Source organism: Amycolatopsis sp. DSM 110486, assembly GCF_019468465.1.
Taxonomy (GTDB): Bacteria; Actinomycetota; Actinomycetes; order Mycobacteriales; family Pseudonocardiaceae; genus Amycolatopsis.
On record NZ_CP080519.1, the window covers coordinates 7,562,980 to 7,585,190 of the forward strand.

Genomic DNA, 22,211 nt, shown 5'->3' on the forward strand with positions numbered 1-22,211 from the left:
AGGACGGTCAGGCGCGGGCGATCGCCAGCGGTACCAACAGTTCTTCGTCGGTCACCGAGCCGTGCTGGCCCGTCATGCGGCTCAGCCGCGGCTCGGCTTCGGTGCGGACGACGGCGGCGGTCCCGCGGGCCGCGACGACGACGTCGCCGATGCGGGGGAGCACGGCGCCGTCGACGCGCGGGCCGAACCAGCCCGCCGTGACAGCCTCTTCGCGGCCCAGCACCCACGCGCGGTCGCCGAGGGTTTCGCGCCACGCGGCTCGCACGTCGGGTGCCGCGCCCTCGACGGTGTAGACGTGGCGCGCGCGGGCCTCGCCGCCGACGGTGCGGACGCCGGCCCGCAGCGCGGGTTCGGCGTCGTAGTCGACGCGCTCGCCGACGGTGACCATGCCGTGGTCGGCCGTCACGATCAGCGCCGCGCCGGCCGGGAGGCTGCCCGCGATCGTCTCGGCGAGGCGGTCGACGTAGGACAGCTGGTAGAGCCACGGGGTGCTGCCGGGGCCGTGGACGTGGCCGAGCAGGTCGAGGTCGGCGTGGTAGGCGTAGCAGAGACTCCGCGGGTGTTTCAGCGCTTCGGCGACGGCCGCGGTGAGGTCGCCGAGAGCGTGCACGCCCTGGAATTCCCCGCCGCGCAGCGCAGCCCGCGTGAGACCGCTGTCGCGCTGGTCGCGAGGCCCGACCACGCGCACGGCGACGCCGGCTCCTGCCGCGCGTTCGAACGCCGTCGGGCGCGGCTGCAGCTCCTCCGGCACAACGCGCTCGCGCAGGTCGATCGGCTTGCCGCCGGTGTGGCGGCGCCAGCCGAGGACGTTGAGCACGTCGCGTCCGGCCTCGAACGCGTACCCGACCACGCCGTGCTCGCCCGGCGTCAGGCCGGTGCCCAGAGATGCGACGCTGGTCGCGGTGGTGCTGGGGAAGCCGGCCGTCAACGGCCGGGCGGACAGCTGCGCCAGAAACGGCGCGGCATCGGCGTGCGCTCGGAGCGAGGTCCAGCCAAGGCCGTCGACGAGCAGCACGCACACGCGGTCGGCGGCGGGCAGTCCGAGCGGGTTGCGCTCACCGTCGACGCCGAGCCCGGCGAGCGCCGAGGGGATGACGTCGGCGAGGGTGCCCGCGGCGTAGCGCTGCGCGAGATCTTCCATGCGCCTCACCCTAAGGCGACAGGCGCGGCGTAAGGATTCGGAAACGGGGCGACGCGGTTTCGTGGCGTACAAAGGGACCGTGGAAGGGGACTCAGAGGTGATGCCGGTGTCCGTCGTGCGTCGTGAGCGCGGTCTTCGCTGGGCGGTGGTCGCCGTCGTGGCGATCGCGCTGGTGGCGCTGCCGTCGCTCGTCGCGGCCCTGCGGCCCGCCGGGCCGGTCGCCGACGCCGGGCACCTGCGCGACCTGGTGCTGAGTTCGGCCGGGAAGCCGTACCAGGGGCTGGCGCAAAGCCGGGGCTCGCTGGCGATCCCCGAGCTGCCGGATCTCGCCGACGTGTCGGCCCTGTTCTCCACCACCACGACCACGCGTGCCTGGTACGCCGGGCCCGACCGCTACCGCGTGGCGGTGCTGACCACGACGGGGGAGCACGACGTCTACCACCTGCCCGAAGGCGAATACACCTGGGACTACGGGGCGAACATGCTGACCCAGCTGACGGGTGACCCGGCCGTGCGGCTGCCGCGCGCGGGTGACCTGCTGCCGCCGGAGCTGGCACGGTGGGCGCTGCGGTCCGCGCCCACGGATCCGGTGAGCGCGCTGCCGCCGCGCAACGTCGCCGGCATCCCGGCCGCCGGGTTCCGCCTGGTGCCCGCCGATCCGGAGACGACGATCGGCGGCGTCGACGTGTGGGCCGATCCGGAGAGCGGGCTACCGCTTCGCGTCGAGGTGACCGCGCGCGGCCAGCAGGCGCCGATGCTCACGACGGAGTTCGAGGACGTCGAGCAGACCGCACCCGTCGTGACCACCCCGGTTCCCGCGCCGGGCAGCGGGTTCACGGCCACCAACGCGCCGGATTTGACGAACGCGCTGGGCGCTTTGGGCCGCGTCCGCCTGCCCCCGACGCTCGGCGGCCGGCCGGTGCGCACCGCGAACTTCGGTGGCGTGCAGGGCGCCGCGCTCTACGGCTCGGGGCTCGCGACGTTCGCCGTGGTCGCCGTGCCGCGCGCGGTCGCCGACGGCGCGGCGGACGCGGCCGGCAAGGCGGGCGGTACCGCGATCACGCTGCCGCGGGGCACGGCCGTGCAGCTGTCGGTCACGCCGCTGTCGCTCGCGATCGTGCGCCCGCCGAGCTCGCGGCGCGGTTACCTGCTCGCCGGGCTGGTCGCGCCGTCGGTGCTGGCCTTGGCCGCGGCCGATCTGGCCACGCTTCGCCGGAGCGGCCGATGATCGTCACGAGGGGGCTGACCAAGCGGTACGGCCGGACCGTGGCCGTCGACGCGGTCGACCTGGAGGTCCGCGAAGGCGACCGCTACGGCTTCCTCGGCCCGAACGGATCCGGCAAGACCACGCTCGTGCGGATGCTGCTCGGGCTCGTCTACGCCACGAGCGGTGAGATCGAGGTGCTCGGCCAGCCGGTGCCGAAGCGGCTCGCCGACGTGCTGCCCGACGTCGGCGCCCTCGTCGAAGGCCCGGCCGCCTACGGGCACCTGTCGGGCCGGCGCAACCTGGCGCTGCTCGACGCCGCCGGCCGCCACCGCGGAAGGCGGACCCGGCGGCGGCGCATCGAGGAGGCCCTGGAACGCGTGGGGCTCGCCGGCGTCGACCGGCGGCCGGTCAAGGCGTACTCGCTGGGCATGCGCCAGCGTCTCGGCCTCGCCGGCGCCCTGCTCGACCGCCCGCGGCTGCTGGTGCTCGACGAGCCCACCAACGGCCTCGACCCGCAGGGCATCAAGGAGATCCGCGAGCTGCTGCTGGAGCTCAACCGCGACGGCACCACCGTGTTCCTCTCCAGCCACCTGCTCGCCGAGATCGAGCAGCTGTGCACCCGCGTCGGCATCGTCGACCACGGCCGCCTGGTGCTCGACGGCGACGTCGCCGCCCTGCGCGCCGCGACCGGCCGCGTCCTCCTGCGCACCCCGGACCCCGCCGCGGCCGCCGCCGTGCTCGACGGCCACCTCGAACACCGCGACGGCGAACACCTCGTGGTCCGCTACGCCGACGCCGCGGAACTCAACACCCGCCTCGTCAGCGCGGGCGTGCGCGTGAGCGACCTGCGGGAGGAGCACCGCACTTTGGAACAGGTCGTGCTCGAAGTGACGGGCCACGGTTCGGACCGCTTCGGAGGCACGCGGTGATCGGCGTCGAACTGCGCAAGCTCGCCTTGCGGCCGCGCGTGTGGGTGAGCGTGCTGCTGTTGTGCCTGCTGCCGGCGATCGTGGCGGTGTTCCTGGCGACCGCGGACTTCGCGCCGCCGCCGGGGCAGGGCGGGGCGTTCCTGTCGGCGGTGGTGAGCGACGGGTCGCTGTACCCGGCGGCCGCGCTCGCGTTGGTGCTGCCGCTGTTCCTGCCGATCGCGGTGGCGGTGGTGGCGGGGGACTCCGTGGCGGGGGAGGCCTCGGGCGGCACGTTGCGGTACCTGCTGGCGCGCCCGGCCGGGCGCACGCGCCTGCTGACGGCCAAGCTCGTGGCGCTCGCGGTGTACGTGACGGCGGCGATCGCGATCGTGGTCCTCACGTCGCTGGTGATCGGGATCCTGTTGTTCGGCACGGGCGGCGAGGTCGGGGCAGGCGGCCAGGCGGCCCAGGTCGTGACGTTGTCGGGCACGTCGCTGAGCTCGTCGTCGCTCGCGTTGCGGTTGCTGGGGGCCGTGGCCTACATCGTGTTGTCGATGCTCGGGTTCGCGGCGATCACGATGTTCCTGTCGACGCTCGCGGACTCGGCGCTCGGCGCCGCGCTCGGCGGGCTGGCCGTGCTCATCACGAGCTCGGTGCTGGAAACGCTCGACGCGGCCGCGCCGGTGAAGCCGTACCTGCCCACGCACTACTGGCTCTCGTGGCTCGACTTCTTCCGCGATCCCGTGCTGTGGCACAACATCGACCACGGGCTGCTGCTGCAGGCCGGCTACATCGTGGTGTTCTTCGGCGCCGCGTGGGCGAACTTCGCCACCAAGGACGTCACCAGCTGACCGGCATCACTCGCTGAGGTCCGCGCACGAGGCCGGCGTGCTCAGCGGCGCGGTGCCGATCGCGTTCAGCACGAGACCGGTCACGGCCGGGTCCGTCGGCAGGTCGCCGTGCGCGGCGGTGTCTGCGGGACACACCTGCTGCAGCGCCACGTTCACCGCGCCGTCGAGGCGCGCCGACTCCGGCGGGGTCACGGTCCGGTCCAGCCGCGTCCACACCGAAAGCCACGGCAGGCCCGGCGGGATCGGCGGCAGCTGCCGCAGCAGCGCGCTGCCGGGCGTGAGCTGGCGGCAGGCCGTGGGACACGCGCTGGGCGCCAGCACTCCGCCGGCGGTTGCGAGTGTGGTGCCGTGCATCGGCGCGCCGAGCGTGATCACGCGCCGCGCCTGGTGCTCGCCGCCCTCGCGCGCGACCCACAGCCGCGCGACGACCCCGCCCGCCGAGTAGCCGATCACGTCCACCGACGGGGCTCCGCCGGCATACGCGCGTTCGACGGCTTCCGCCAGCACGTCCACCTGCTGCAGCAGGTCGCCGGTCCCGTCGCCGGCGAGGGTGAGCACCTCGGTGTCCCGGCCCGTGGCCCGGTGGATGCGGTCGGCCAGCTGTTCGAGCGAGTCCCGGCCACCGCCGTAGCCGGGCACCAGCAGCACCGGCCCCGGTGTGTCCTGCGCGGGGCTTCCGGCACGGGGTACGCCGGAACTCCCGCCGACGGACACCGCCGTGACCACGCCGGCGGCCACGACCGCGAGCGCCACCCCGGCGACCAGCAGCCGTCGCCGCGGGCTCAGCCCTCGCACACCCGGCCACCGCATGGCTCCATGATGATCCCCGGCGTGCGGGACCTCCGTGAACTCAGTGGTCGGGCGTGACGATGCCGTACTCGTGGATCTTGCGGTAGATCGTCGCGCGCGAGATGCCGAGCAGCTGTGCCGCGCGCGGTTTGTTGCCGTGGGCCTCCTCGAGGCTGCGCACGATCGCGTCGCGCTCGATCGACTCGAGACCTTTCAGCGGCCGTTTCGCGATGGCCTGGTACTCGGCCGGCAGGTCGCTCGGCTGGATCGCGCCGAGCCGCCGGTGCTGCGCGACCTTCTTGAGCACTTGGTAGAGCTGCGCGGTGTTGCTCGGCCAGTCGGCGCGCATCAGCAGGTGCAGCGCCGTCGGCGAGCACGAGAGCCGGCTGCCGCGCGAGAGCTTCGCGAGGAAGAACGGCACGAGCTCGGTCAGGTCGTCGATGTGGCGGCGAAGCGGCGGCACGGTCACCGTGCGCGGGAAGAACGCCAGCGACTCGGCCAGGTCCGGCGTCGTCTCGGCCTCCGGGGCGAGGGTGACCGCGAGCCACGGCGCGTTGGCGCCGTACGCGGTACGCACTTCTTCGAGCACTGCCGAGAACGCCTTCAGGTTCTCGCCGCTCAGCGACTCCAGGTGCTGCACCACGAGCGTGTCGACCGGATCGTCGATCAGGTCGCGCCGAAGGTCGCAGAGCCAGTCGTCCTCCACCGCGTCGCGCGCGTCGAGCGTGTGCAGCCGGCCGGTCGGGTTGCGCCGCTGGTGCACGCCCTTCGCCAGGCTCAGCTTCCCGGTGCCCGGCTCGCCCGCGAGCACGAGCCACTCGCCGCGGCTGTAGCCGGCGTCTACGTCGTGCGTGCAGCGCAGCCAGGACGGCGTCGAACCGACCAGGCCCGGCAGGAACATCGGCAGCATCGGCACGGGCACGCCGCTCGACTCGGCCTCCGAGACGATCAGCTTCACCGAGAGCACGCCGCCCACGACGTCGTCCTCGTGCTGGCCCGGCACGCGCCGGCAGTGCATCTTGACCTTGCCCCCGCCCGAGAGCGTCACGGTCGCGGTGTTGCGCCGGTACTCCGACAGCGCCTGCGCGGCGTGCCCGAGCAGGATCGACTGGTCGGCGGAGTTGAGCAGCTGGCGCGCGCTGTCGTTCATCATCACGATGTCGTCGTTGAACGCCATCACGATGCCGGTCGTGCGGCGGCACGCCTGCAAGTAGGACTGGAAGAGGATCAGCTCGCGCAGGTTGCTGTGCGTCAGCAGCGCTTGCTGGATCTGCTCGGCCGTGCTGCGCGCGAGCGCGATCAGCAGCCCGCCCGCGTCCTTGCGCCAGCACGTGAGGTCGACGGCGCCGATCATCTTCCCGGAGATCGGGTGGTGGATCGGCACGCCCGCGCACGCGAGGTTCTCGAGGTGCTCGGCGTAGTGCTCGTGGCCGAACACGTGCGTCGGCTGGTCGTCCTCCAGCGCGGTGCCGATGCCGTTGGTGCCCACGAACTTCTCGCCGTAGCTGAAGCCGGGGACCAGCTCCACCCGTTCGAGGTGGCGGTGCAGGTCGGTGTCGCCGGAGCGCTGGCTCAGCACCGTCCCGGTCGGGTCGGCGAGGATCATGCTGATCGGCTGCCCGTCCAGCTGGTCGCCGAGCCGTTGCATGACGAGTTTCGCGCTGTGGATCAAGGGAGTGTCGAGGTTGACCTCGCCGAGGTAGGGCAGGTCGATGCGATCGGCTGGCACGCGGAAGTGCCGCGACCGCCACCACGAAGCGAGGATCGCCTCGCGGACTTGGTCCGGCTCAATGGTTTCCGACGTCAGAAAGCGAATCCGGGTCCTGGCCAGACCGTCTTCGTCGGGCAGGATCGCGGCCGGGTTCGGTGCGACCTGGCGGGCGGGTGGACTCTTCACCACGGCTCGACCTCCTGTCGCTGCCCACATCTTTGTGTCGCAGTACCGGGTCGTGCCCAGCTTAGGACACGTGTCCAGCGCGGGTCTCACCTTGAGACGCGCTCCCCGCGCGCGCGGGGTTCTGATGGGGGAGTCCGGACGAGCGCGCAGGAGGACCCGAATGGATGAACAAGCCGAGGAAACGTACAACCCGTGGACGGTTGTCGACCTGGTATTCCGCCACCTCGTGGACATCGGACTGCACCCGACACTCGGCTCCGGCGGCCCGCCCGGCGAGCCCGCCGCGGAACTGCTGCGGGCGCTGGGGATCACGCCCACGGCCGAGGGTGACGTGCGGCTGCAGCACGAGAAGGAGTCTCAGCTGGCCGCGCTGCGGGCCGCGATGATGGAGGACGGCTGAAAAAATCTCCGCCGCTTGTCTCGTATTGAGACTCGCGGTTCGGCGGGCCGCCCCCCTAATCGTCTTCGCAGGACTTGACGTCCCGGTCCGGCCGGGTGACCGGGTACCGCGGTACGGGCAGGGCGAGCCAGCAGCCGTCGTGGCGCGACGGGTAAGGAGAGACCATGAGCCGCCAGAGCGTGGCGAAAGCCCACCAGAAGATCCAGGAGCTGTCGTGGGAACCGGTGTACCACCAGCCGGTGTCGCACTACGGGACCGATTACACGTTCCAGAAGGCCAAGAAGAAGGACCCGCTCAAGCAGGTGCTTCGTTCCTACTTCCCGATGCAGGAAGAAAAGGACCACCGCGTTTACGGGGCCGAGGACGGCGCCATCCGAGGCAACATGTTCCGGCAGGTCCAGGAACGGTGGCTGGAGTGGCAGAAGCTGTTCCTGTCCATCATCCCGTTGCCGGAGATCTCCGCGGCGCGGGCCATGCCGCTGCTGTTCCGCACGGTGCCGAACCCGGAACTGCACAACGGCCAGGCGATCCAGATGATCGACGAGGTTCGTCACTCGACGATCCAGCAGAACCTGAAGCGCCTGTACATGAACAACTACATCGACCCGGCGGGTTTCAACTCGAGCCTGCGCAACTTCCAGAACGACTACTGCGGCACGATCGGCCGGCAGTTCGCCGAGGGCTTCATCACCGGTGACGCCATCACCGCGGCGAGCATCTACCTCACGATCGTGGCCGAGACGGCGTTCACCAACACGCTGTTCGTCGCGATGCCTGCCGAGGCGGCGGCCAATGGCGATTACCTGCTGCCGACGGTCTTCCACTCGGTGCAGTCCGACGAATCGCGCCACATCAGCAACGGCTACGCCACGCTGTTGATGGCACTTTCCGACGAAAGCAACCACCAGCTGCTCGAACGCGACCTGCGTTACGCGTGGTGGAACAACCACCGGGTGGTCGACGCGGCCATCGGCACCTTCATCGAGTACGGCACGAAGGACCGCCGTAAGGACCGCGAGAGCTACGCGGAGATGTGGCGCCGGTGGATCTACGACGACTACTACCGCAGCTATCTCGTCCCGCTCGAGAAGTACGGTCTGGTCATTCCGCACGACTTGATCGAAGAAGCGTGGAAGCAGATCTGGGACAAGGGCTACGTGCACGAAGTCGCGCAGTTCTTCGCCACCGGGTGGCTCGCCAACTACTGGCGCATCGACCCGATGACGGACGAGGACTTCGAGTGGTTCGAGTACAAGTACCCGGGCTGGTACGACAAGTACGGCAAGTGGTGGGAGAACTACAGCCGCCTGTCGGTGCCGAACGGGCACAACCCGATCGCGCTGGAAGACGTCGACTACGTCTACCCGCACCGGTGCTGGACCTGCATGGTCCCGTGCCTCGTGCGTGAGGACATGGTCATGGCGGAGGTCGACGGGCAGTGGCGGACGTACTGCCACGAAGCCTGCCGGTGGACCGACGTCGAGGCGTTCCGGCCCACGTACCAGGGTCGCGAGACCCCGAACATGGGCCAGCTCATCGGGTCCCGCGAGTGGGAGACGCTCTACCACGGCTGGAACTGGGCCGATGTGGTGTCCGACATGGGCTTCGTCCGGGACGACGGCAAGACCCTGGTCGCGCAGCCGCACCTCGACCTGGACCCGAAGAAGATGTGGACACTGGACCACCTGCGCCGGTGCCCGCCGCTGCAGAGCCCGAACGTACTGCTCAACGAGATGAACGCCGAGCAGCGGGCCGCGTTCCAGGACGACTACAACCGCCAGGGTCCGGCGGGACGGCCCGCGAGGGCAACGTCCTGATCGGACGGACGACCGGCTTCCACCGGCGATCGGGTGCCGCCTTCGCGGCGGCCCCGGTCGCCGACGGAGGCGACCCGGGATGCGTGCGAGCTCCAGCGTTCAGGCAGGGAAGCGAATGGGAAACAAGCACCACGTGCGCTTCGAGCCGGTCGGCATCGAGATCGAGGTCGACGAGGACCAGAACATCCTGCGTGCGGCCGCCGAGCAGGGCGTCATGCTCATGCACGGTTGCAAGGAGGGCCAGTGCGCCTCCTGCAAGTCGTTCATCCTCGATGGCGACGACGTCGACCACGACCGGTATTCCACGTTCGCGTTGCCCGACTTCGAAAAGGAGGAGGGCTTCACGCTGCTGTGCCGGGCGCACGCGTACGAGGACCTGACGATCGAACTGCTCAACTACGACGAGGAGATGATCCACTCCGGACTGCCGATCCAGGAGGCGGTGGCGGAAGTGGTGTCGCTCGATGAGATCACGCACGACCTCCGGCGGCTCGTGGTCCGGCTCGTGGACGCCGAGTCGTTCAAGTATTTCCCCGGCCAGTACGTCGACTTCGCGGTCCCGGGACACGAGGCCACCCGGTCGTTCTCGATGGCGAACACCCCGGGCCGGGATTCCGGCCTGCTGGAGTTCGTGATCAGGATCTACCCGGACGGGTTGTTCTCGCACTTCCTGGACACCGCGGTCTCGATCGGGGACCGGCTCGACGTGGCGGGTCCGTTCGGGGTCTTCACCCTGCGGGACGCACCCGAGCGGGATCTGGTGTTCCTCGGTGGCGGCGCCGGCATGGCGCCGATCCTCTCGTTGCTGCGGTCCATGGCCGAACGCGGCATCGAGCGGAAGGCGACCTATTACTACGGCGCCCGCCGCAAGAGGGACCTGTGCTTCGAGAACGAGCTGACGGCTCTCGAGGACAAGATCCCGGGTTTCCGGTTCGTGCCGGCCCTGTCCGAGCCCGACGAAGACGAGGAGTGGGATGGCGAGACGGGCTTGATCACCGATGTGGTGCGGCGGCTCGAGACCGACCTGGGCCGCACCGACGTCTACGTGTGCGGGCCGCCGCCCATGGTGGAGGCGGCCCTGGAACTGCTGCCGGCGCTCGGTGTGCCGGAGAAGCGGATCTTCTACGACAAGTTCACCACGACCGGCGACGCGGATGAGACGTGAGTCCGGCTGAGACACCGAGGTAACGACGAGGCCAGTGCCCGACGCGAAGGATGAAAACCGATGACATCAACGGCAGAACGCAGCGTCCCCAAGCCCGTCTTCACCGATGCTGAGGCGGGCGCCCGGGACTTCCCGGACTCGACGGAGCGGCACTTCAACTACTTCACCCCGAAGAAGCGCAAGCAGAGCCACTACGAGGACGTCACCGTCGAGGTACAGCCCGACCCGCGGCACTACCTGAGCCAGGGCTGGCTGTACGGCTTCGCCGACGGCAACGGCGGCTACCCGCTCGAGTGGACCGCGCTCAAGGCGTGGGGCTCGGATCGGCCCGAGCCCGTGCGCAGCCCCGGTTCGGGTGGCCAGGGCTACCCGTGGCCCGCGCTCGGCTGGCACGAGTTCCGCGACCCCAACGAGGAGTGGGAGCTCACGCTCTACCGTTACAACGCGAACGTGGTTCGGCAGCTGAACCAGAACATCGACGCGGCCCGCCAGTCGAAGGCGTTCGAGCAGTGGAACCCCAACTGGGTCACCTTCGTCTCGCACCACATCGGTGCGTGGATGCACGTGGACCAAGGCCTGGGGCTGTACCTGTACGCCAACGCCAACCGGCGGGCGCCGACCAACATGCACAACAACGCCATCTCCGTGAACAGCATGCACCGCATCCGCGCGGCGCAGGACCTGGCGCTGTACAACCTCACGCTGTCCGAAGAGATCGACGCGTTCGACGGCACCGCGCACCTGACGACGTGGAACGAGGACCCGGCGTGGCAGGGCGTACGGGAGACGGCCGAGGCGCTCACCGAGATCTGGGACTGGTGCGAGGCGATCTTCGCCGCGAACATCGTGTTCGAGCCTCTGATCGGTGAGCTCTTCCGCAGTCGGCTGGTGCAGCAGGCGGCACCCGCCAACGGCGACTTCGTGACGCCGACCCTGATCGGTGCCGAGGAGTTCGACTACTCCGAGCGCGACCTGCGCTACACGAAGGCGATGTTCGACCTGTTGGTCAACGACAAGGAATTCGCCGACCACAACCGGCAGCTCATGCAGCAGTGGCTGTCCGCATGGGTGCCGAAGTGCATCTTGGCCGCGCGGACGCTGCAGCCGCTGTGGTCGCAGCCCGACGCGAAGCCCATGCGGTTCGAAGACAGCCTCGACCGCGCCAAGAGCCGCTTCGGCGGCATCCTGTCCGACCTGGGTCTGCAGGCACCGAAGGAGCTGAGCCAGTGACTCTCTTCAAAACGGCGGAAAGCCCGTACAAGTCCAACAACACCGCCTCGAACCGGTGCGGGTTCACCCTGATGAACAACCAGGTCGGCGTCATCGTGGCCGAGGTCATGGGTGGCAAGAAAAACGTGACCATCACGCCGCTGCCCTCGATGATCCGCGTGGATGCCGACGGCCGCATGGACGTCGTCTACTCCGAGATCGACGAGGCGGCGGGCGAGGAGGAGGGCTGGTTCAACTCGGCGGAATTCGAGGAGAACATGTCCACCCACTACGGGCGCATGGTCCACCTCGACGACCGCACCATCATGTTCGCCAACCCCGAGGACGCGGCCGAGTACCTCGACTTCGACCTCGTGGCACGCTCGTAACAGCACCGGTCGCAGCAGGACCGGTCGGAGAAGCACTCGATTCAGTCCGGGAGGAGCACCGTGTACGAAAAGGACGGCGAGAAGTACTTCGTGGTCGACAGCCACACCCACTTCTGGGATGCCAGCCCCGCCAACTGGGTTTCGGGTCAGGAGGAGTACGCCAAGGGCTGGATCGAGTGCTTTCACGCATACCAGAGCCTTGGTCCGGCGGAAACACACTGGCCGATCGAAAAGTTCCAGAAGTACGACGAAGAAACGATGATGCACGACCTGTTCGACGCGGGTCACGTGGACATCGCCATCTTCCAGCCCACCAGCCTCCGGCAGTGGTACAAGGAGGGTTTCAACACGACGGAGGCCAATGCCGCGCTGGCCGAGAAGTACCCAGGCCGGTTCATCGTGAACACGAACTGGGACCCGCGGGACGGCGATCCGGGGCTGAGGGCGCTCGAAGAGCGCGTGAAGCGCTACGGCTGTAAGGGCGCGAAGCTCTACACCGCCGAGTGGCACGGTGACTCGCGCGGCTGGAGCCTGCGGGACCCGGAGGCCGCGTACTACCTGGAGAAGTGCCAGGAACTGGGCGTGAAGAACATCCACGTCCACAAGGGACCGACGATCTGGCCGCTCGACAAGGACGCATTCGACGTCAAGGACGTGGACTACGCGGCCACGAACTTCCCGGAGCTCAACTTCATCGTCGAGCACGTGGGGCTGCCGCGGATCGAGGACTTCTGCTTCATGGCCACGCAGGAGCCCAACGTCTACGCCGGCCTGTCGGTGGTCATCGGCGGGCTCATGCATGCGCGGCCGCGGTTCTTCGCGAAGGTGATGGGAGAGCTGCTGTTCTGGGTCGGTGAGGACAAGATGCTCTTCGGCGCCGACTACGCCATCTGGGAACCCAAGTGGCAGGTCGAGGGTTTCGTCGACTGGCAGATGCCCGACGGCGAGGAGTTCTCCGACTACGGGAAGCTCACGGTCGAGACCAAGAAGAAGATCCTCGGGCTCAACGCGGCCCGCCTCTACGGCATCGACGTGCCCGAGGGGCTCGGGATCGAAGCGCCCAAGACCGTCGAAGCCGTCGGGGTCCCGTCACCGTGACCTCGGCCGGAACCGCCGGCGCGCGCACCGACCAGACCGCCGCGATCACCGCGGCGGTCTGGTCGGCGCTGGGGACCGTGCGCGATCCCGAGCTCGACCGGCCGCTGACCGACCTGGGTTTCGTGGCGAGTTCCACGGTGGACCCGGGTGGGGAGGCGGTCGTCGAGCTGTGCCTGCCGACGTACTTCTGCGCACCGAACTTCGCGTTCCTGATGGTGGCCGACTCCTACGACGCCGTGTCGGCGGTGCCGGGTGTCACCAGGGCCGTGGTGAAGTTGAAGGATCACTTCGCCGCCGACGTGATCAACAAGGGGGTGGCGGCGCGGGCCGGTTTCGTCGGCTCCTTCGGCGACGAGGCGGCGGACGAGCTCGACGGGCTGCGCGCAGACTTCCTGCGCAAGGCCGTGCTCGCCGGCACCGACCGCGTGTGCCGGTCGGTGGTGTCCGGCGGCGTGGCCCGGGAACGCCTGGCGGACCTGACGCTCGCCGACGCACCGCCGACGCCGGACCGCGAGCGGCTGCGGGAACGCCGCCGTGAGCTGGGCCTGCCCGGCGGCGACGCGGACCCGCTCGTGCTCGACCCGGGCACCGGCGAGGCCGTGACGGCGGACGAGCTGCACCGGCACCTCGGCCTCGCACGGCTCACGCGCGTGAGCCAGGACGCCAACTCGGGGGTGTGCCGCGGGATGCTGCGCGCCCGTTACCCGGAGGCCACCGACAACCCCGATACGGAGGAGACGCCATGAAGGCGGTCCGGTTGCACGCGTACCACCAGCAGCCCGTGATCGAGCAGGTGCCGGAGCCGAAGGTCACCGGGCCGCTCGACGTGGTGGTGAAGATCGGCGGGGCCGGCGTGTGCCGCACGGACCTGCACATCATCGAGGAGCAGTGGGCCGCGAAATCCGGCGTCGCGCTGCCTTACACGATCGGGCACGAGAACGCGGGCTGGGTGCACGAGGTCGGCTCCGCCGTGACCAACGTGGCCGTCGGCGACACCGTGATCCTGCACCCGACGCCGACGTGCGGGCTGTGCCACGCCTGCCGCGCCGGCAATGACATGCACTGCGAGAACAACGCCTTCCCCGGCATCGACTCCGACGGCGGGATGGCCGAGTACCTGCTCACCTCGGCGCGGGCGTGCATCAAGCTCGACCCGGACACGCGCCCCGAGGACGTCGCGGCGCTGGCCGACGCCGGCATCACCGCCTACCACGCCGTGCGCAAGGCGGTGCCGCTGCTGCCACCGGGCACGGTGTGCGTCGTCAACGGCGCGGGCGGGCTCGGGCACATCGGCATCCAGTCACTGCGGGCGCTCACCGCGACGACCGTGGTGGTCGTGGACCGCAATGTCGAGGCGCTCAAGCTCGCCGCGGAGCTCGGGGCCGACCACACCGTGGTCGCCGACGGCACCCACGTCGACGCGGTCCTCGACCTCACTGGCGGCCACGGTGCCGAGGTGGTGCTGGACTTCGTCGCCGAGCAGGGCGCGCAGCAGGAAGCGTTCGCCATGACACGCCGCGCCGGTTCGCACTTCGTGATCGGGTACGGCAGCAACATCGACGTGCCGACGATCGACATCATCTCCACGGAACGCAACATCGTGGGCAATCTGGTGGGCACCTACAACGACCTCGTGGAGCTGATGGTGCTCGCGCAGGCGGGCAAGGTCACCTTGCACACCAGGCAGTACCCGCTCGACGCGGCACTCGACGCGCTGGCCGATCTCGACGCCGGCCGCGTCCGGGGCCGCGCCATTCTCGTCCCCTAGCCGATCCAGTCCCATCACACAGGAGGAGCAGCATGGCCAAGGAACTTCGCTTCGGCTCGGAAGCCCGCGACCTGCTGGTGGCGGGGGTGGACAAACTCGCGGAGGCCGTGAAGTCGACGCTGGGCCCCAAGGGGCGCAACGTGATCATCGAGAAGATCACCGGTTCGCCCGTGGTCACCAACGACGGCGTGACCATCGCGCGCGAAGTCCACTTGCGCAACCAGTTCGAGAACATGGGCGCGCAGCTGGTGAAGGAAGCGGCGATCAAGACCAACGACGTGGTGGGCGACGGCACCACGACCGCGACCGTGCTCGCGCAGGCGATCATCGGCGAGGGCATGCAGGCGATCGCCCACGGCGGCAACCCCGTGCTCGTCAAGCGCGGCATCGACGCGGCGGTGGGCCGGCTCGTCGAGCACCTGGAGACGATGGCGCACCCGGTGAAGTCCGAAGAGGACTACGCGCGGGTCGCGGCGATCTCCGCCAACGACGACGGGGCCGTCGGCTCGGTGATCGCCAAGGCGCTGCACACGGTGGGGGAGAGCGGCGTCGTCACGATCGAGGAGTCGCCGCGCATCGGCATGTCGGTGGAGTTCGTGGAGGGCTTCGAGTTCGACAACGGTTACCTCTCGCCGTACCTCGTCACGGATCCCGGGCGCCTGGAAGCGGTGCTCGACGACCCGTACATCCTCATGTGCAGCGAGAAGATCAGCAACGTGCAGCAGCTGATGCCGGTGCTGGACAAGGTGATGCGCAACCCGCGCCCGCTCGTGCTGATCGCGGAGAACGTGGAGGGCACGGCGCTGTCGATGCTCGTGCACAACCACGTGAACCGCACGTTCCAGGCCGTCGCGATCCGCGCGCCCGGCTTCGGCGACCGCCGGCTGCACAAGCTGGAGGACCTGGCGGCCGTGGTCGGCGGGGCCGTGCTGTCGAAGCACTCGGGGTTCTCGCTGGAGACGATGAAGCTGGAGCACCTCGGCCGTGCGAAGCAAGTGCGGGTGACGGAGAACGCGACCCAGATCGTCGGGGGCGCGGGGTCCGCCGAAGCGATCGAGTTCCGCGTGAACCAGCTGCGGGCCGAGCGTGAGCGCGCGCAGTTCGGCATCGACGACGACGTGCTGACCGAGCGGATCGGCGCGCTGACCGGCAAGGTCGCGGTGATCCGCGTCGGCGCGGCGACGCCGGCCGAGCTCAAGGAGCTGCAGCACCGCGTGGAGGACGCGCTCTCGGCCACTCGGGCCGCGATCGCGGAGGGCGTGGTCGCCGGTGGCGGCGCGACCCTGCTGCACGCGGAGAAGGTGCTGACCGGACTCGACCTCGAAGGCGACTACGCCATCGGCGCCGACATCGTGCGGCGCGCGCTGAGCGCACCGGCGCTGCTGATCGCCAGCAACGCCGGGTACGCGGCCGAGGAGATCGTGGAGCAGACCCGGAAACTCGGCGACGACGAAGGGTTCGACGCGCTGGTCGGGCGCTTCGGCGACCTCGTCGAGCTCGGCATCATCGACCCGTTGCGGGTGTGCCGTTCGGCGCTGCAGAACGGCGCTTCGGTCGCCGGCCTGCTGCTGACGACGAACTCGCTGATCGCCGAGGAGCAGACGCCGTGGGGCGGCAGCGCGGCGCTGATGACCGAGTTCGGGCCGCTCGACGAAGGCCTGCACCAGCCCTCACCCGACGCGAGCACTCCGCAGTCGCTCGGGATGGGGCCGTCGGTCGGCTGATCCGCTTTTGATCCGGGTAACTTGACCCCCGCGCACCTCACCCCCGTACGGGTGCGCGGGGGTCTTCCCGTTGAGTGGCACGGAAAGCCGCGAGTGCCCCGGTGAGCGCGAACCGGCCGGGTCCGGTGAACGCGAGCACCAGCAACGTCCAGCAGAACAGCGCGGCCTGCTCGCCGCCGTTCTGGATCGGCAGCACGTCGTTCGGCGCGTGGACGGTGAAGTAGGCGAAGGCCATCGACCCGGAGCCGATCAGCGCGGCCGCGCGGGTGCCGATGCCGAGGAACACCAGCGTGCCCGCCACGAGCTGGATGAGCGCCGCCCACCAGCCGGGCCACGAGCCGACCTGCGCGGGGGCGTGGGCGCCGAGGAGGCCGAAGAGGGTTTTCACGCCGTGGCAGGCGAAGAGGAACCCCACGACGATGCGGAAAAGTCCGATCGCGTGGTCGCGGATCGCGTCCAGCCGGTGCATGGTACCTCCACAAAGGACGGTGCCGGGGCGCGGCCGGGCCGACACCCCGGTCGGCTGCCGTAATGGTCCAGACCTATCGGTGCGTGGGACCAGGTATACCGGCTGTGACGTCCGACGCGGTACCTGCGAAAGTGGGGCCTCGCGCGTTCGGGGTGCTCAGACGGGCCGCGGTGGCCAGCCGGGCTCGAGGAGATCGAACACGGCGTGCATCGCGGCGACGGGGTCGGGCTCGGTACCGGTGAGGTCGGGGATCTCCAGCACGTAGCGGGCCAGCGCCCTCGCCGCCATGTCGGTCGCGGGCACCTCGCTCGCCTCGGCGATCGCTTCGGTCAGCGCGTCTTCGCTCGCGATCCAGAGCTTGCGCGCGTACCCGCGCAGGGCCGGCGTGGTGACGATCAGTGTGCGCTTGCGTTCGTACTCGGGCGGCAGTTCGGCGGCGAACGGCCCGCGGTTCGCGAAGTACCGGCGCAGGGCAGCGAGGACGGGTTCGCCGGCTTCCCGCTCGCGCACAGCGGCGACGAGACCTTCGCGGCGCTCGGTGCCGTCGTCGAAGATCAGGGCTTCCTTGCCGTCGGGCACGTGGGCGAACAGCGTGGCGACGGAGACGTCGGCCTCCTCGGCGATCTGCGCGACGGTGACGTGGTCGTAGCCGTGCTCGAGGAACAGGCGCAGGGCGGCTTCGTCGAGTGCCTGGCGGGTGCGGGCCTTCTTGCGTTCGCGTCGGCCGGGGGTGGCGGGCATGAGGCTCATGATAGCTGAAGTTATTCTGGAATTGTAGGTACTCTGTAATCAGAGTGACTACAGAAATGAGTGCGCACCATGGCGAACCAGTCCACGATCGCGCTGGTGACCGGCGGTAACGCCGGCATCGGCTACTTCGTCGCCGAGCAGCTCGCCGCGGCCGGCGCCGCCGTGGTGCTCGGCAGCCGCGACCCCGCGAAGGCCGCCTCCGCGATCGGGGCGATCCAGGCGCGAGTGCCCGGCGCTCGGGTCACCTCCGTGCGCCTCGACCTCGCCGACCTGGCCTCGCTGAAAGCCTCGGTCGACGCGCTGGACGCGCCCCGGCTCGACGTGGTCGTCCTCAACGCGGGGGTGCTCCTCGAAGGTCCCGAGCGGCGAGAGACCCCGGCCGGCCACGAGCTGATGTTCGGCACCAACCACCTCGGCCACTTCGCCCTCACAGCCCTGCTGTGGCCCCGGTTGCCGGCCGGCCGCGTGGTGACCACGGGCAGCTTCACGGCCCGCTCCGCTCACCTCGACTTCGACGACCTGCAGAGCACCCGCGCCTTCGCGCCGAAGCAGGCCTACGAGCGCGCCAAGCTCGCTCAGATGCTGTTCGGCTTCGAGCTCGCCCGCCGGCTCGAGGAGGCGGACAGCGCTGCCCTCAGCGTTGTGGTCCACCCCGGTGGCGCCCTGAACGCCCTGACTCCCTCGCGGCCGCCGGTGCACTCACGCACCACCGGGCAGCTGCTCCGCGCGGTGCCCGCCGGCGTGCTGCTGCAAGGAAAACACGCGGGCGCCCGGCCGTCCGTGCACGCGGCGCTCGCCCCGTCTGTCCGCAATGGACAGCTGTGGGGCCCGCGGTTCTTCGGCCTGCGTGGAAAACCGCGCCTCGAAACTCCGAAGGGACCGCTCGCCGACTCCGCGACCGGCCGTCGGCTGTGGGACCTGAGCGCGGAACTCACGGGCGTGGACCCGGAGTTCGTGACCGCGCCGGTCACCGAACCTCGGTGACCGGCGCAGGGTTCAGGACGCCGGCGTCACGTCGATGAGGATCTTGCCCGTCACGCCGTTCTCCGAGGCTTCGTGGGCTTGTGCCGTCTGCTCCAGGGGGAAGCGGTGCACCGGCAGGCCGCGCTCCTCGCCCAGGCGCAGGGCGCCGTCGGCCAGCGCCGCGGTGACGTCCTCCGCGCCGGCGCGGAGCTTGTCGAGGCCGACGGTGTAGAGGACCAGGAACTGGTAACGCGAGTTCAGCCACAGGTTGCGGCCGAACTCGAGGGTGATCGTGCCGGTGCCGCGGTCGTCGCCGTACGCCGCGACGGTGCCGCGGGTGCGCAGGACGTCGGCGTGCAGCCCGGTGTTCGTGCCGGCGGCGACCTCGACCACGAGGTCCACGCCGTCGGGGGCGATCGCCCGGATCTCGGCCGCCAGGTCGCCGGAGGTGTAGCGGAGCGCGTGGTGCGCGCCGGCTGCCCGGGCCAGCGCGGCCTTGGCCTCGGTGCTCACGGTGGTGAGCACCGTCGCGCCGGCCCAGCGGGCGAGCTGGATCGTGGCGTTGCCGACGGCGCCCGCCCCGCCGGTGACCAGGACGGTGCGGCCCGAGAGTGCGCCCGGGGCGAGCCGCGTCGGCCCGTCCTCGGCGACGGTCAGGGCGCGGTGCGCCGTGAGCGCGGGGATGGCGAACCCGGCGCCCTCGTCGAAGCCGACCGCGTCGGGCAGGCGCACGAGCCGTTCGGCGGGCAGCACGGTGTACTCCTGCGCGGTTCCGGATGCGGGGGAGTGGGCCGCGGCCAGCAGCACCCACACGCGGTCGCCCGGCGTGAACTCCGTGACACCCGGCCCGACGGCGTCGACCACCCCCGCGCCGTCCTGGTTGGGCACGGCTGGGCCCGCGAGCTCACCGGGGCCGCGGCGCGACTTCCAGTCCGTGGGGTTCACCGCCGACACCACGATCCGCACGCGGACCTCGCCGGTGCCCGGCTCCGGGACCTCCCGCTCCGACAGCGACAACACTTCCGGCCCGCCGTGGCGGGTGAACGTGACAGCCTTCATCTCTCGTGCAAGCCCCGGCCGCGCCCGCGTATTCCGGGTGGGCGCGCTGCGGGGTTTCGTGGGTACGGTAAGGGGCGTCCGGCTCGCTGACCTCGACCGGAGGGTGCCGTGGAACCTCCTCGCGCTCTGCTTGAGCTGATCCTGGACACCGTGCCCCAGCCGGTGTGGGTCGTCGACCACGCGGGTGTGATCGTCTTCGCCAACCCGGCGGCGGTCGCCGTGCTCGGGTACGACGACCTGGCCGAACTGCGGGGCCGGCCGAGCCACCAGACGGTGCACCACCACCGCCCCGACGGCTCGGAGTTCCCCGCGGCCGAGTGCCCGATGCTGCGCCCGCGCGTGACCGGCGAGACGCTGCACCGCGACGAGGACTGGCTGTTCCGGCGCGACGGCTCGAAGTTCCCGGTCGCGTGGCGCTCGGCGCCGGTGGACCTGCCGGACGGGCGGGGCGCGGTCCTCGCGTTCGTCGACACGACCGAACGCCGCGCGGCCGAGCGGGCGCTGCGCGAGCGCGACTCGGCAGAGATCCGCGCGGCCGCGTCGCGCGCCTCCGGTCGCCGCATCGTCGAGAGCACCACCGCGGCGCGGCGCCGGCTGGCCCGCAACCTGCACGACGGCGCGCAGCAGCAGCTCGTCAGCCTGCTGCTCGAACTGCGGGTCGCCCGCGCGGAGCTCGATACCGACCCGGTGCACGCCCGGCAGCTGCTCGACGAGGCCGTCGAACACACGCTCACCGCCCTCACCGAGCTGCGCGAGCTCGCCTCGGGCGTCCACCCGGCGATCCTGGCCTCGCGCGGCCTCCTCCCCGCGGTCCAGGTCCTCGCCGCGCGCGCCGCCCTGCCGGTCGTCGTGACCGGTGCGGTCGATGTCGAGCCCACCGAGGGCGTGGCGGCGTGCTCGTACTTCTTCGTCGCCGAAGCCCTCACCAACGCGGTGAAGCATTCGCACGCCTCCCAGGCCACCGTGACCATCACGGCCCACGCCCGCCACCTCACCGTCGAAGTCCGCGACGACGGCGTCGGCGGCGCCGCCCCCGGCGCGTCCGGCTCCGGCCTGGCGGGCCTCGCCGACCGCGTCAACGCCCTCGACGGCCACTTCACCCTCACCTCGCCTCCCGGCGGCCCGACCACGCTGAGAGCCGAGTTCTCCCTCTGAGCCGGGAACTCGCGCACATCTCGAACGCAGCGAGCACCCCAGCCCGGCTCTCGACCGAGTCGGGCTTCCCAACCGTGACCGCGAACCCCCTTGAACTCTGGCTAACGACGAGTTACCGTCCGCCTAACCAGTATTCACCTCCCGCAAAGAAGCAGGTGGCCCATGTCCGAAGTGGCGACCAACGCCCCGGCCGGCGTGGCCGGGTCCGCCTACACCCGAAGAGAGCGCGGTCTGATCATCGCGGCCGCGGTCAGCGGCTGGGGGATGGAGTACTTCGACCTCGTGATCCTGTCGCTGGTGGCCGGCGACGTGGGGAAGACGTTCGGCGTCTCCACGGCCGCCGTGGGCGCGGTCTTCACGGCGCAGCTCGCGGCCACGGCGATCGGCGGCATCCTGTTCGGCCCGCTGGCCGACCGGTTCGGCCGCCGTCGCGTGCTCACGTGGACGATCTGGGTGTTCGCGATCGGCACGGGGCTGGGCGCGCTCGCGCCGAGCTTCGGGCTGTTCGTGGTGTGCCGGATGATCGCCGGGATCGGGATCGGCGGCGAGTGGGCCATCGGCTTCGCGCTGCTGAACGAGGCGTGGTCGCCCAAGCGCCGCGGCCTCGCGGGCGGCATGGTGCAGGCCGCGATCTGGCCCGCGTACGCGATCGGCATCTTCGTCGCCGGGGCCGTGCCCAACTGGCGCTGGGCGTTCGCCATCGGCGCGTTGCCGGCGCTCGCCGCGGTCGCAATCCGGCTCGCCTGCCCGGAGTCGAAGCAGTGGCTGGAGCTGCAGCGGGCCAAGGCCGAAGGCCGGCAGGCCGGCACTGTCGTCGCACGGGAGTCCGCGACCGCCGGGCTCGCCATGCTGTTCAAGAAGAACGCGCTGAAGATGGTCGTGCTCGGCACCGTCGTGGTGTTCGGCGCGCAGTACTCCTACTACGTCTACTCGTCCTGGATGCCGACCTTCCTCAAGACCGGCCTGCACCTGGGCGCCGGACCGACGCAGACGGTGCTCTACGTCAGCGCCGCCATCTCGCTCGTCTCCTACATCGCGGCCGGCGCGCTCGGCGACCGCTGGGGCCGGCGCAAGGCGCTGCTCGCCTTCGCCTCGGTTCAGCTGGTCGCGTTCATCGCCTTCGCGGTGCTGATCGCCACCGGCGCCGCGACCGGGGCGGTGATCGCGATGTACTTCGTGATCTCGTTCGGGCTGGGCTACTTCGCCGTGTTCGGCACGTGGTTCGGCGAGCTGTTCGCCACGCCGATCCGGGCCACGGGCTCGAGCTTCTGTTACTCGGTGGGCCGCGGCATCGCGAGCTTCGGGCCCGGGATCGTCGGCCTGCTCGCCGCCCGCTACGGCCTCGGCGGCGGCATTTCGACCGGCCTGTTCGCCGTGGCCTTGATGATGATCACCGCGCTGTTCCTGGCCGACCGCTCCGGCCGGGCCATCACAGCCGTGGAATGAGTCGGG

The 22,211-nt window shown here is 70.5% G+C and carries 21 protein-coding genes; 15 read left to right on the forward strand and 6 right to left on the reverse strand.

Annotated elements, in window-relative coordinates; genetic code table 11:
* Positions 1 to 7: 7 nt before the first annotated feature.
* Positions 8 to 1,141 (reverse strand): alkaline phosphatase family protein, encoded by a 1,134-nt coding sequence (locus K1T34_RS36630; protein ID WP_220239297.1) that lies wholly within the window; start codon positions 1,139 to 1,141, stop codon positions 8 to 10.
* Positions 1,142 to 1,241: 100 nt separating this feature from the next.
* Here K1T34_RS36630 and K1T34_RS36635 point away from each other — a divergent pair, with 100 nt between their 5' ends.
* The 3 genes from K1T34_RS36635 to K1T34_RS36645 are packed head-to-tail and all read left to right on the forward strand — an operon-like array spanning position 1,242 to position 4,107.
* Positions 1,242 to 2,369 carry a hypothetical protein gene (locus tag K1T34_RS36635; RefSeq protein ID WP_220247591.1) on the forward strand — a complete coding sequence of 376 codons (1,128 nt, stop codon included), beginning with the start codon at positions 1,242 to 1,244 and terminating at the stop codon, positions 2,367 to 2,369.
* On the forward strand, positions 2,366 to 3,277 hold the full coding sequence (locus tag K1T34_RS36640; protein ID WP_220239298.1) for an ABC transporter ATP-binding protein: 912 nt from the start codon (positions 2,366 to 2,368) through the stop codon (positions 3,275 to 3,277). Before K1T34_RS36635 ends, K1T34_RS36640 begins: the two co-directional genes overlap by 4 nt.
* Positions 3,274 to 4,107, forward strand: a complete 834-nt coding sequence (locus K1T34_RS36645; protein ID WP_220239299.1) for an ABC transporter permease — start codon at positions 3,274 to 3,276, stop codon at positions 4,105 to 4,107. Before K1T34_RS36640 ends, K1T34_RS36645 begins: the two co-directional genes overlap by 4 nt.
* A gap of 6 nt (positions 4,108 to 4,113) precedes the next feature.
* On the opposite strand, the gene K1T34_RS36650 is transcribed toward K1T34_RS36645, so the two are convergent.
* Complete coding sequence (locus tag K1T34_RS36650) at positions 4,114 to 4,917, reverse strand: triacylglycerol lipase (RefSeq protein ID WP_255637809.1); 804 nt, start codon at positions 4,915 to 4,917, stop codon at positions 4,114 to 4,116.
* 40 nt (positions 4,918 to 4,957) lie between these two features.
* Positions 4,958 to 6,793 carry a sigma-54-dependent Fis family transcriptional regulator gene (locus tag K1T34_RS36655; protein WP_255637810.1) on the reverse strand — a complete coding sequence of 612 codons (1,836 nt, stop codon included), beginning with the start codon at positions 6,791 to 6,793 and terminating at the stop codon, positions 4,958 to 4,960.
* Between the two features lie 160 nt (positions 6,794 to 6,953).
* On the opposite strand from K1T34_RS36655, the gene K1T34_RS36660 reads away from it, so the two are divergent.
* The 9 genes from K1T34_RS36660 (at position 6,954) to groL (ending at position 16,363) form a co-directional block, all read left to right on the forward strand.
* Entirely contained in the window at positions 6,954 to 7,193 is a 240-nt protein-coding gene (locus K1T34_RS36660; protein ID WP_220239301.1) for a hypothetical protein, read from the forward strand.
* Between the two features lie 164 nt (positions 7,194 to 7,357).
* Complete coding sequence (locus K1T34_RS36665) at positions 7,358 to 9,010, forward strand: methane monooxygenase (RefSeq protein ID WP_220239302.1); 1,653 nt, start codon at positions 7,358 to 7,360, stop codon at positions 9,008 to 9,010.
* A 115-nt stretch (positions 9,011 to 9,125) separates the two neighbouring features.
* The gene (locus K1T34_RS36670) at positions 9,126 to 10,175 is read left to right on the forward strand and encodes an NADH:ubiquinone reductase (Na(+)-transporting) subunit F (protein ID WP_220239303.1); all 1,050 of its coding nucleotides are present in this window, start codon (positions 9,126 to 9,128) and stop codon (positions 10,173 to 10,175) included.
* A 60-nt stretch (positions 10,176 to 10,235) separates the two neighbouring features.
* Entirely contained in the window at positions 10,236 to 11,405 is a 1,170-nt protein-coding gene (locus K1T34_RS36675) for a toluene hydroxylase (protein ID WP_220239304.1), read from the forward strand.
* Positions 11,402 to 11,773: a propane 2-monooxygenase effector subunit MimD gene (mimD, locus tag K1T34_RS36680; protein ID WP_220239305.1), complete on the forward strand. Its 372-nt coding sequence runs from the start codon at positions 11,402 to 11,404 to the stop codon at positions 11,771 to 11,773. Before K1T34_RS36675 ends, mimD begins: the two co-directional genes overlap by 4 nt.
* Before the next feature lie 60 nt (positions 11,774 to 11,833).
* Complete coding sequence (locus tag K1T34_RS36685) at positions 11,834 to 12,871, forward strand: amidohydrolase family protein (RefSeq protein ID WP_220239306.1); 1,038 nt, start codon at positions 11,834 to 11,836, stop codon at positions 12,869 to 12,871.
* Positions 12,868 to 13,617, forward strand: coding sequence for an iron-sulfur cluster assembly protein (locus K1T34_RS36690; RefSeq protein ID WP_220239307.1), 750 nt, complete (start codon positions 12,868 to 12,870; stop codon positions 13,615 to 13,617). The genes K1T34_RS36685 and K1T34_RS36690 overlap by 4 nt, the downstream gene beginning before the upstream one ends.
* The gene (locus tag K1T34_RS36695; protein ID WP_220239308.1) at positions 13,614 to 14,639 is read left to right on the forward strand and encodes an NAD(P)-dependent alcohol dehydrogenase; all 1,026 of its coding nucleotides are present in this window, start codon (positions 13,614 to 13,616) and stop codon (positions 14,637 to 14,639) included. Before K1T34_RS36690 ends, K1T34_RS36695 begins: the two co-directional genes overlap by 4 nt.
* Before the next feature lie 32 nt (positions 14,640 to 14,671).
* A complete protein-coding gene (groL, locus tag K1T34_RS36700) occupies positions 14,672 to 16,363 on the forward strand; it encodes a chaperonin GroEL (protein ID WP_220239309.1) in 1,692 nt (563 codons plus the stop codon).
* A 37-nt stretch (positions 16,364 to 16,400) separates the two neighbouring features.
* On the opposite strand, the gene K1T34_RS36705 is transcribed toward groL, so the two are convergent.
* Both K1T34_RS36705 and K1T34_RS36710 read right to left on the reverse strand, forming a co-directional pair.
* A complete protein-coding gene (locus tag K1T34_RS36705; RefSeq protein WP_220239310.1) occupies positions 16,401 to 16,832 on the reverse strand; it encodes a DoxX family protein in 432 nt (143 codons plus the stop codon).
* 156 nt (positions 16,833 to 16,988) lie between these two features.
* A complete protein-coding gene (locus K1T34_RS36710; protein ID WP_220239311.1) occupies positions 16,989 to 17,573 on the reverse strand; it encodes a TetR/AcrR family transcriptional regulator in 585 nt (194 codons plus the stop codon).
* Between the two features lie 78 nt (positions 17,574 to 17,651).
* Here K1T34_RS36710 and K1T34_RS36715 point away from each other — a divergent pair, with 78 nt between their 5' ends.
* Entirely contained in the window at positions 17,652 to 18,566 is a 915-nt protein-coding gene (locus K1T34_RS36715; protein WP_220239312.1) for an SDR family NAD(P)-dependent oxidoreductase, read from the forward strand.
* Positions 18,567 to 18,578: 12 nt separating this feature from the next.
* On the opposite strand, the gene K1T34_RS36720 is transcribed toward K1T34_RS36715, so the two are convergent.
* Entirely contained in the window at positions 18,579 to 19,604 is a 1,026-nt protein-coding gene (locus tag K1T34_RS36720) for an NADPH:quinone reductase (RefSeq protein WP_220239313.1), read from the reverse strand.
* Positions 19,605 to 19,712: 108 nt separating this feature from the next.
* Between K1T34_RS36720 and K1T34_RS36725 the strand changes: the two genes are divergently transcribed.
* Positions 19,713 to 20,759, forward strand: coding sequence for a PAS domain S-box protein (locus tag K1T34_RS36725; RefSeq protein ID WP_220239314.1), 1,047 nt, complete (start codon positions 19,713 to 19,715; stop codon positions 20,757 to 20,759).
* A gap of 162 nt (positions 20,760 to 20,921) precedes the next feature.
* Positions 20,922 to 22,205 carry an MFS transporter gene (locus tag K1T34_RS36730; protein ID WP_220239315.1) on the forward strand — a complete coding sequence of 428 codons (1,284 nt, stop codon included), beginning with the start codon at positions 20,922 to 20,924 and terminating at the stop codon, positions 22,203 to 22,205.
* Positions 22,206 to 22,211 lie beyond the last annotated feature (6 nt).

What these genes read in the sequence shown, in the direction of transcription:
- K1T34_RS36695 (WP_220239308.1), top strand. Translation starts at nt 13,614, where the DNA reads ATGAAGGCGGTCCGGTTGCACGCGTACCACCAGCAGCCCGTGATCGAG.
- K1T34_RS36670 (WP_220239303.1), top strand. Translation starts at nt 9,126, where the DNA reads ATGGGAAACAAGCACCACGTGCGCTTCGAGCCGGTCGGCATCGAGATC.
- groL (WP_220239309.1), top strand. Translation starts at nt 14,672, where the DNA reads ATGGCCAAGGAACTTCGCTTCGGCTCGGAAGCCCGCGACCTGCTGGTG.
- K1T34_RS36650 (WP_255637809.1), bottom strand. Translation starts at nt 4,917, where the DNA reads ATGCGGTGGCCGGGTGTGCGAGGGCTGAGCCCGCGGCGACGGCTGCTG.
- K1T34_RS36730 (WP_220239315.1), top strand. Translation starts at nt 20,922, where the DNA reads ATGTCCGAAGTGGCGACCAACGCCCCGGCCGGCGTGGCCGGGTCCGCC.
- K1T34_RS36640 (WP_220239298.1), top strand. Translation starts at nt 2,366, where the DNA reads ATGATCGTCACGAGGGGGCTGACCAAGCGGTACGGCCGGACCGTGGCC.
- K1T34_RS36715 (WP_220239312.1), top strand. Translation starts at nt 17,652, where the DNA reads ATGGCGAACCAGTCCACGATCGCGCTGGTGACCGGCGGTAACGCCGGC.
- K1T34_RS36630 (WP_220239297.1), bottom strand. Translation starts at nt 1,141, where the DNA reads ATGGAAGATCTCGCGCAGCGCTACGCCGCGGGCACCCTCGCCGACGTC.
- K1T34_RS36665 (WP_220239302.1), top strand. Translation starts at nt 7,358, where the DNA reads ATGAGCCGCCAGAGCGTGGCGAAAGCCCACCAGAAGATCCAGGAGCTG.
- K1T34_RS36635 (WP_220247591.1), top strand. Translation starts at nt 1,242, where the DNA reads ATGCCGGTGTCCGTCGTGCGTCGTGAGCGCGGTCTTCGCTGGGCGGTG.
- K1T34_RS36675 (WP_220239304.1), top strand. Translation starts at nt 10,236, where the DNA reads ATGACATCAACGGCAGAACGCAGCGTCCCCAAGCCCGTCTTCACCGAT.
- K1T34_RS36660 (WP_220239301.1), top strand. Translation starts at nt 6,954, where the DNA reads ATGGATGAACAAGCCGAGGAAACGTACAACCCGTGGACGGTTGTCGAC.
- K1T34_RS36710 (WP_220239311.1), bottom strand. Translation starts at nt 17,573, where the DNA reads ATGCCCGCCACCCCCGGCCGACGCGAACGCAAGAAGGCCCGCACCCGC.
- K1T34_RS36720 (WP_220239313.1), bottom strand. Translation starts at nt 19,604, where the DNA reads ATGAAGGCTGTCACGTTCACCCGCCACGGCGGGCCGGAAGTGTTGTCG.
- K1T34_RS36705 (WP_220239310.1), bottom strand. Translation starts at nt 16,832, where the DNA reads ATGCACCGGCTGGACGCGATCCGCGACCACGCGATCGGACTTTTCCGC.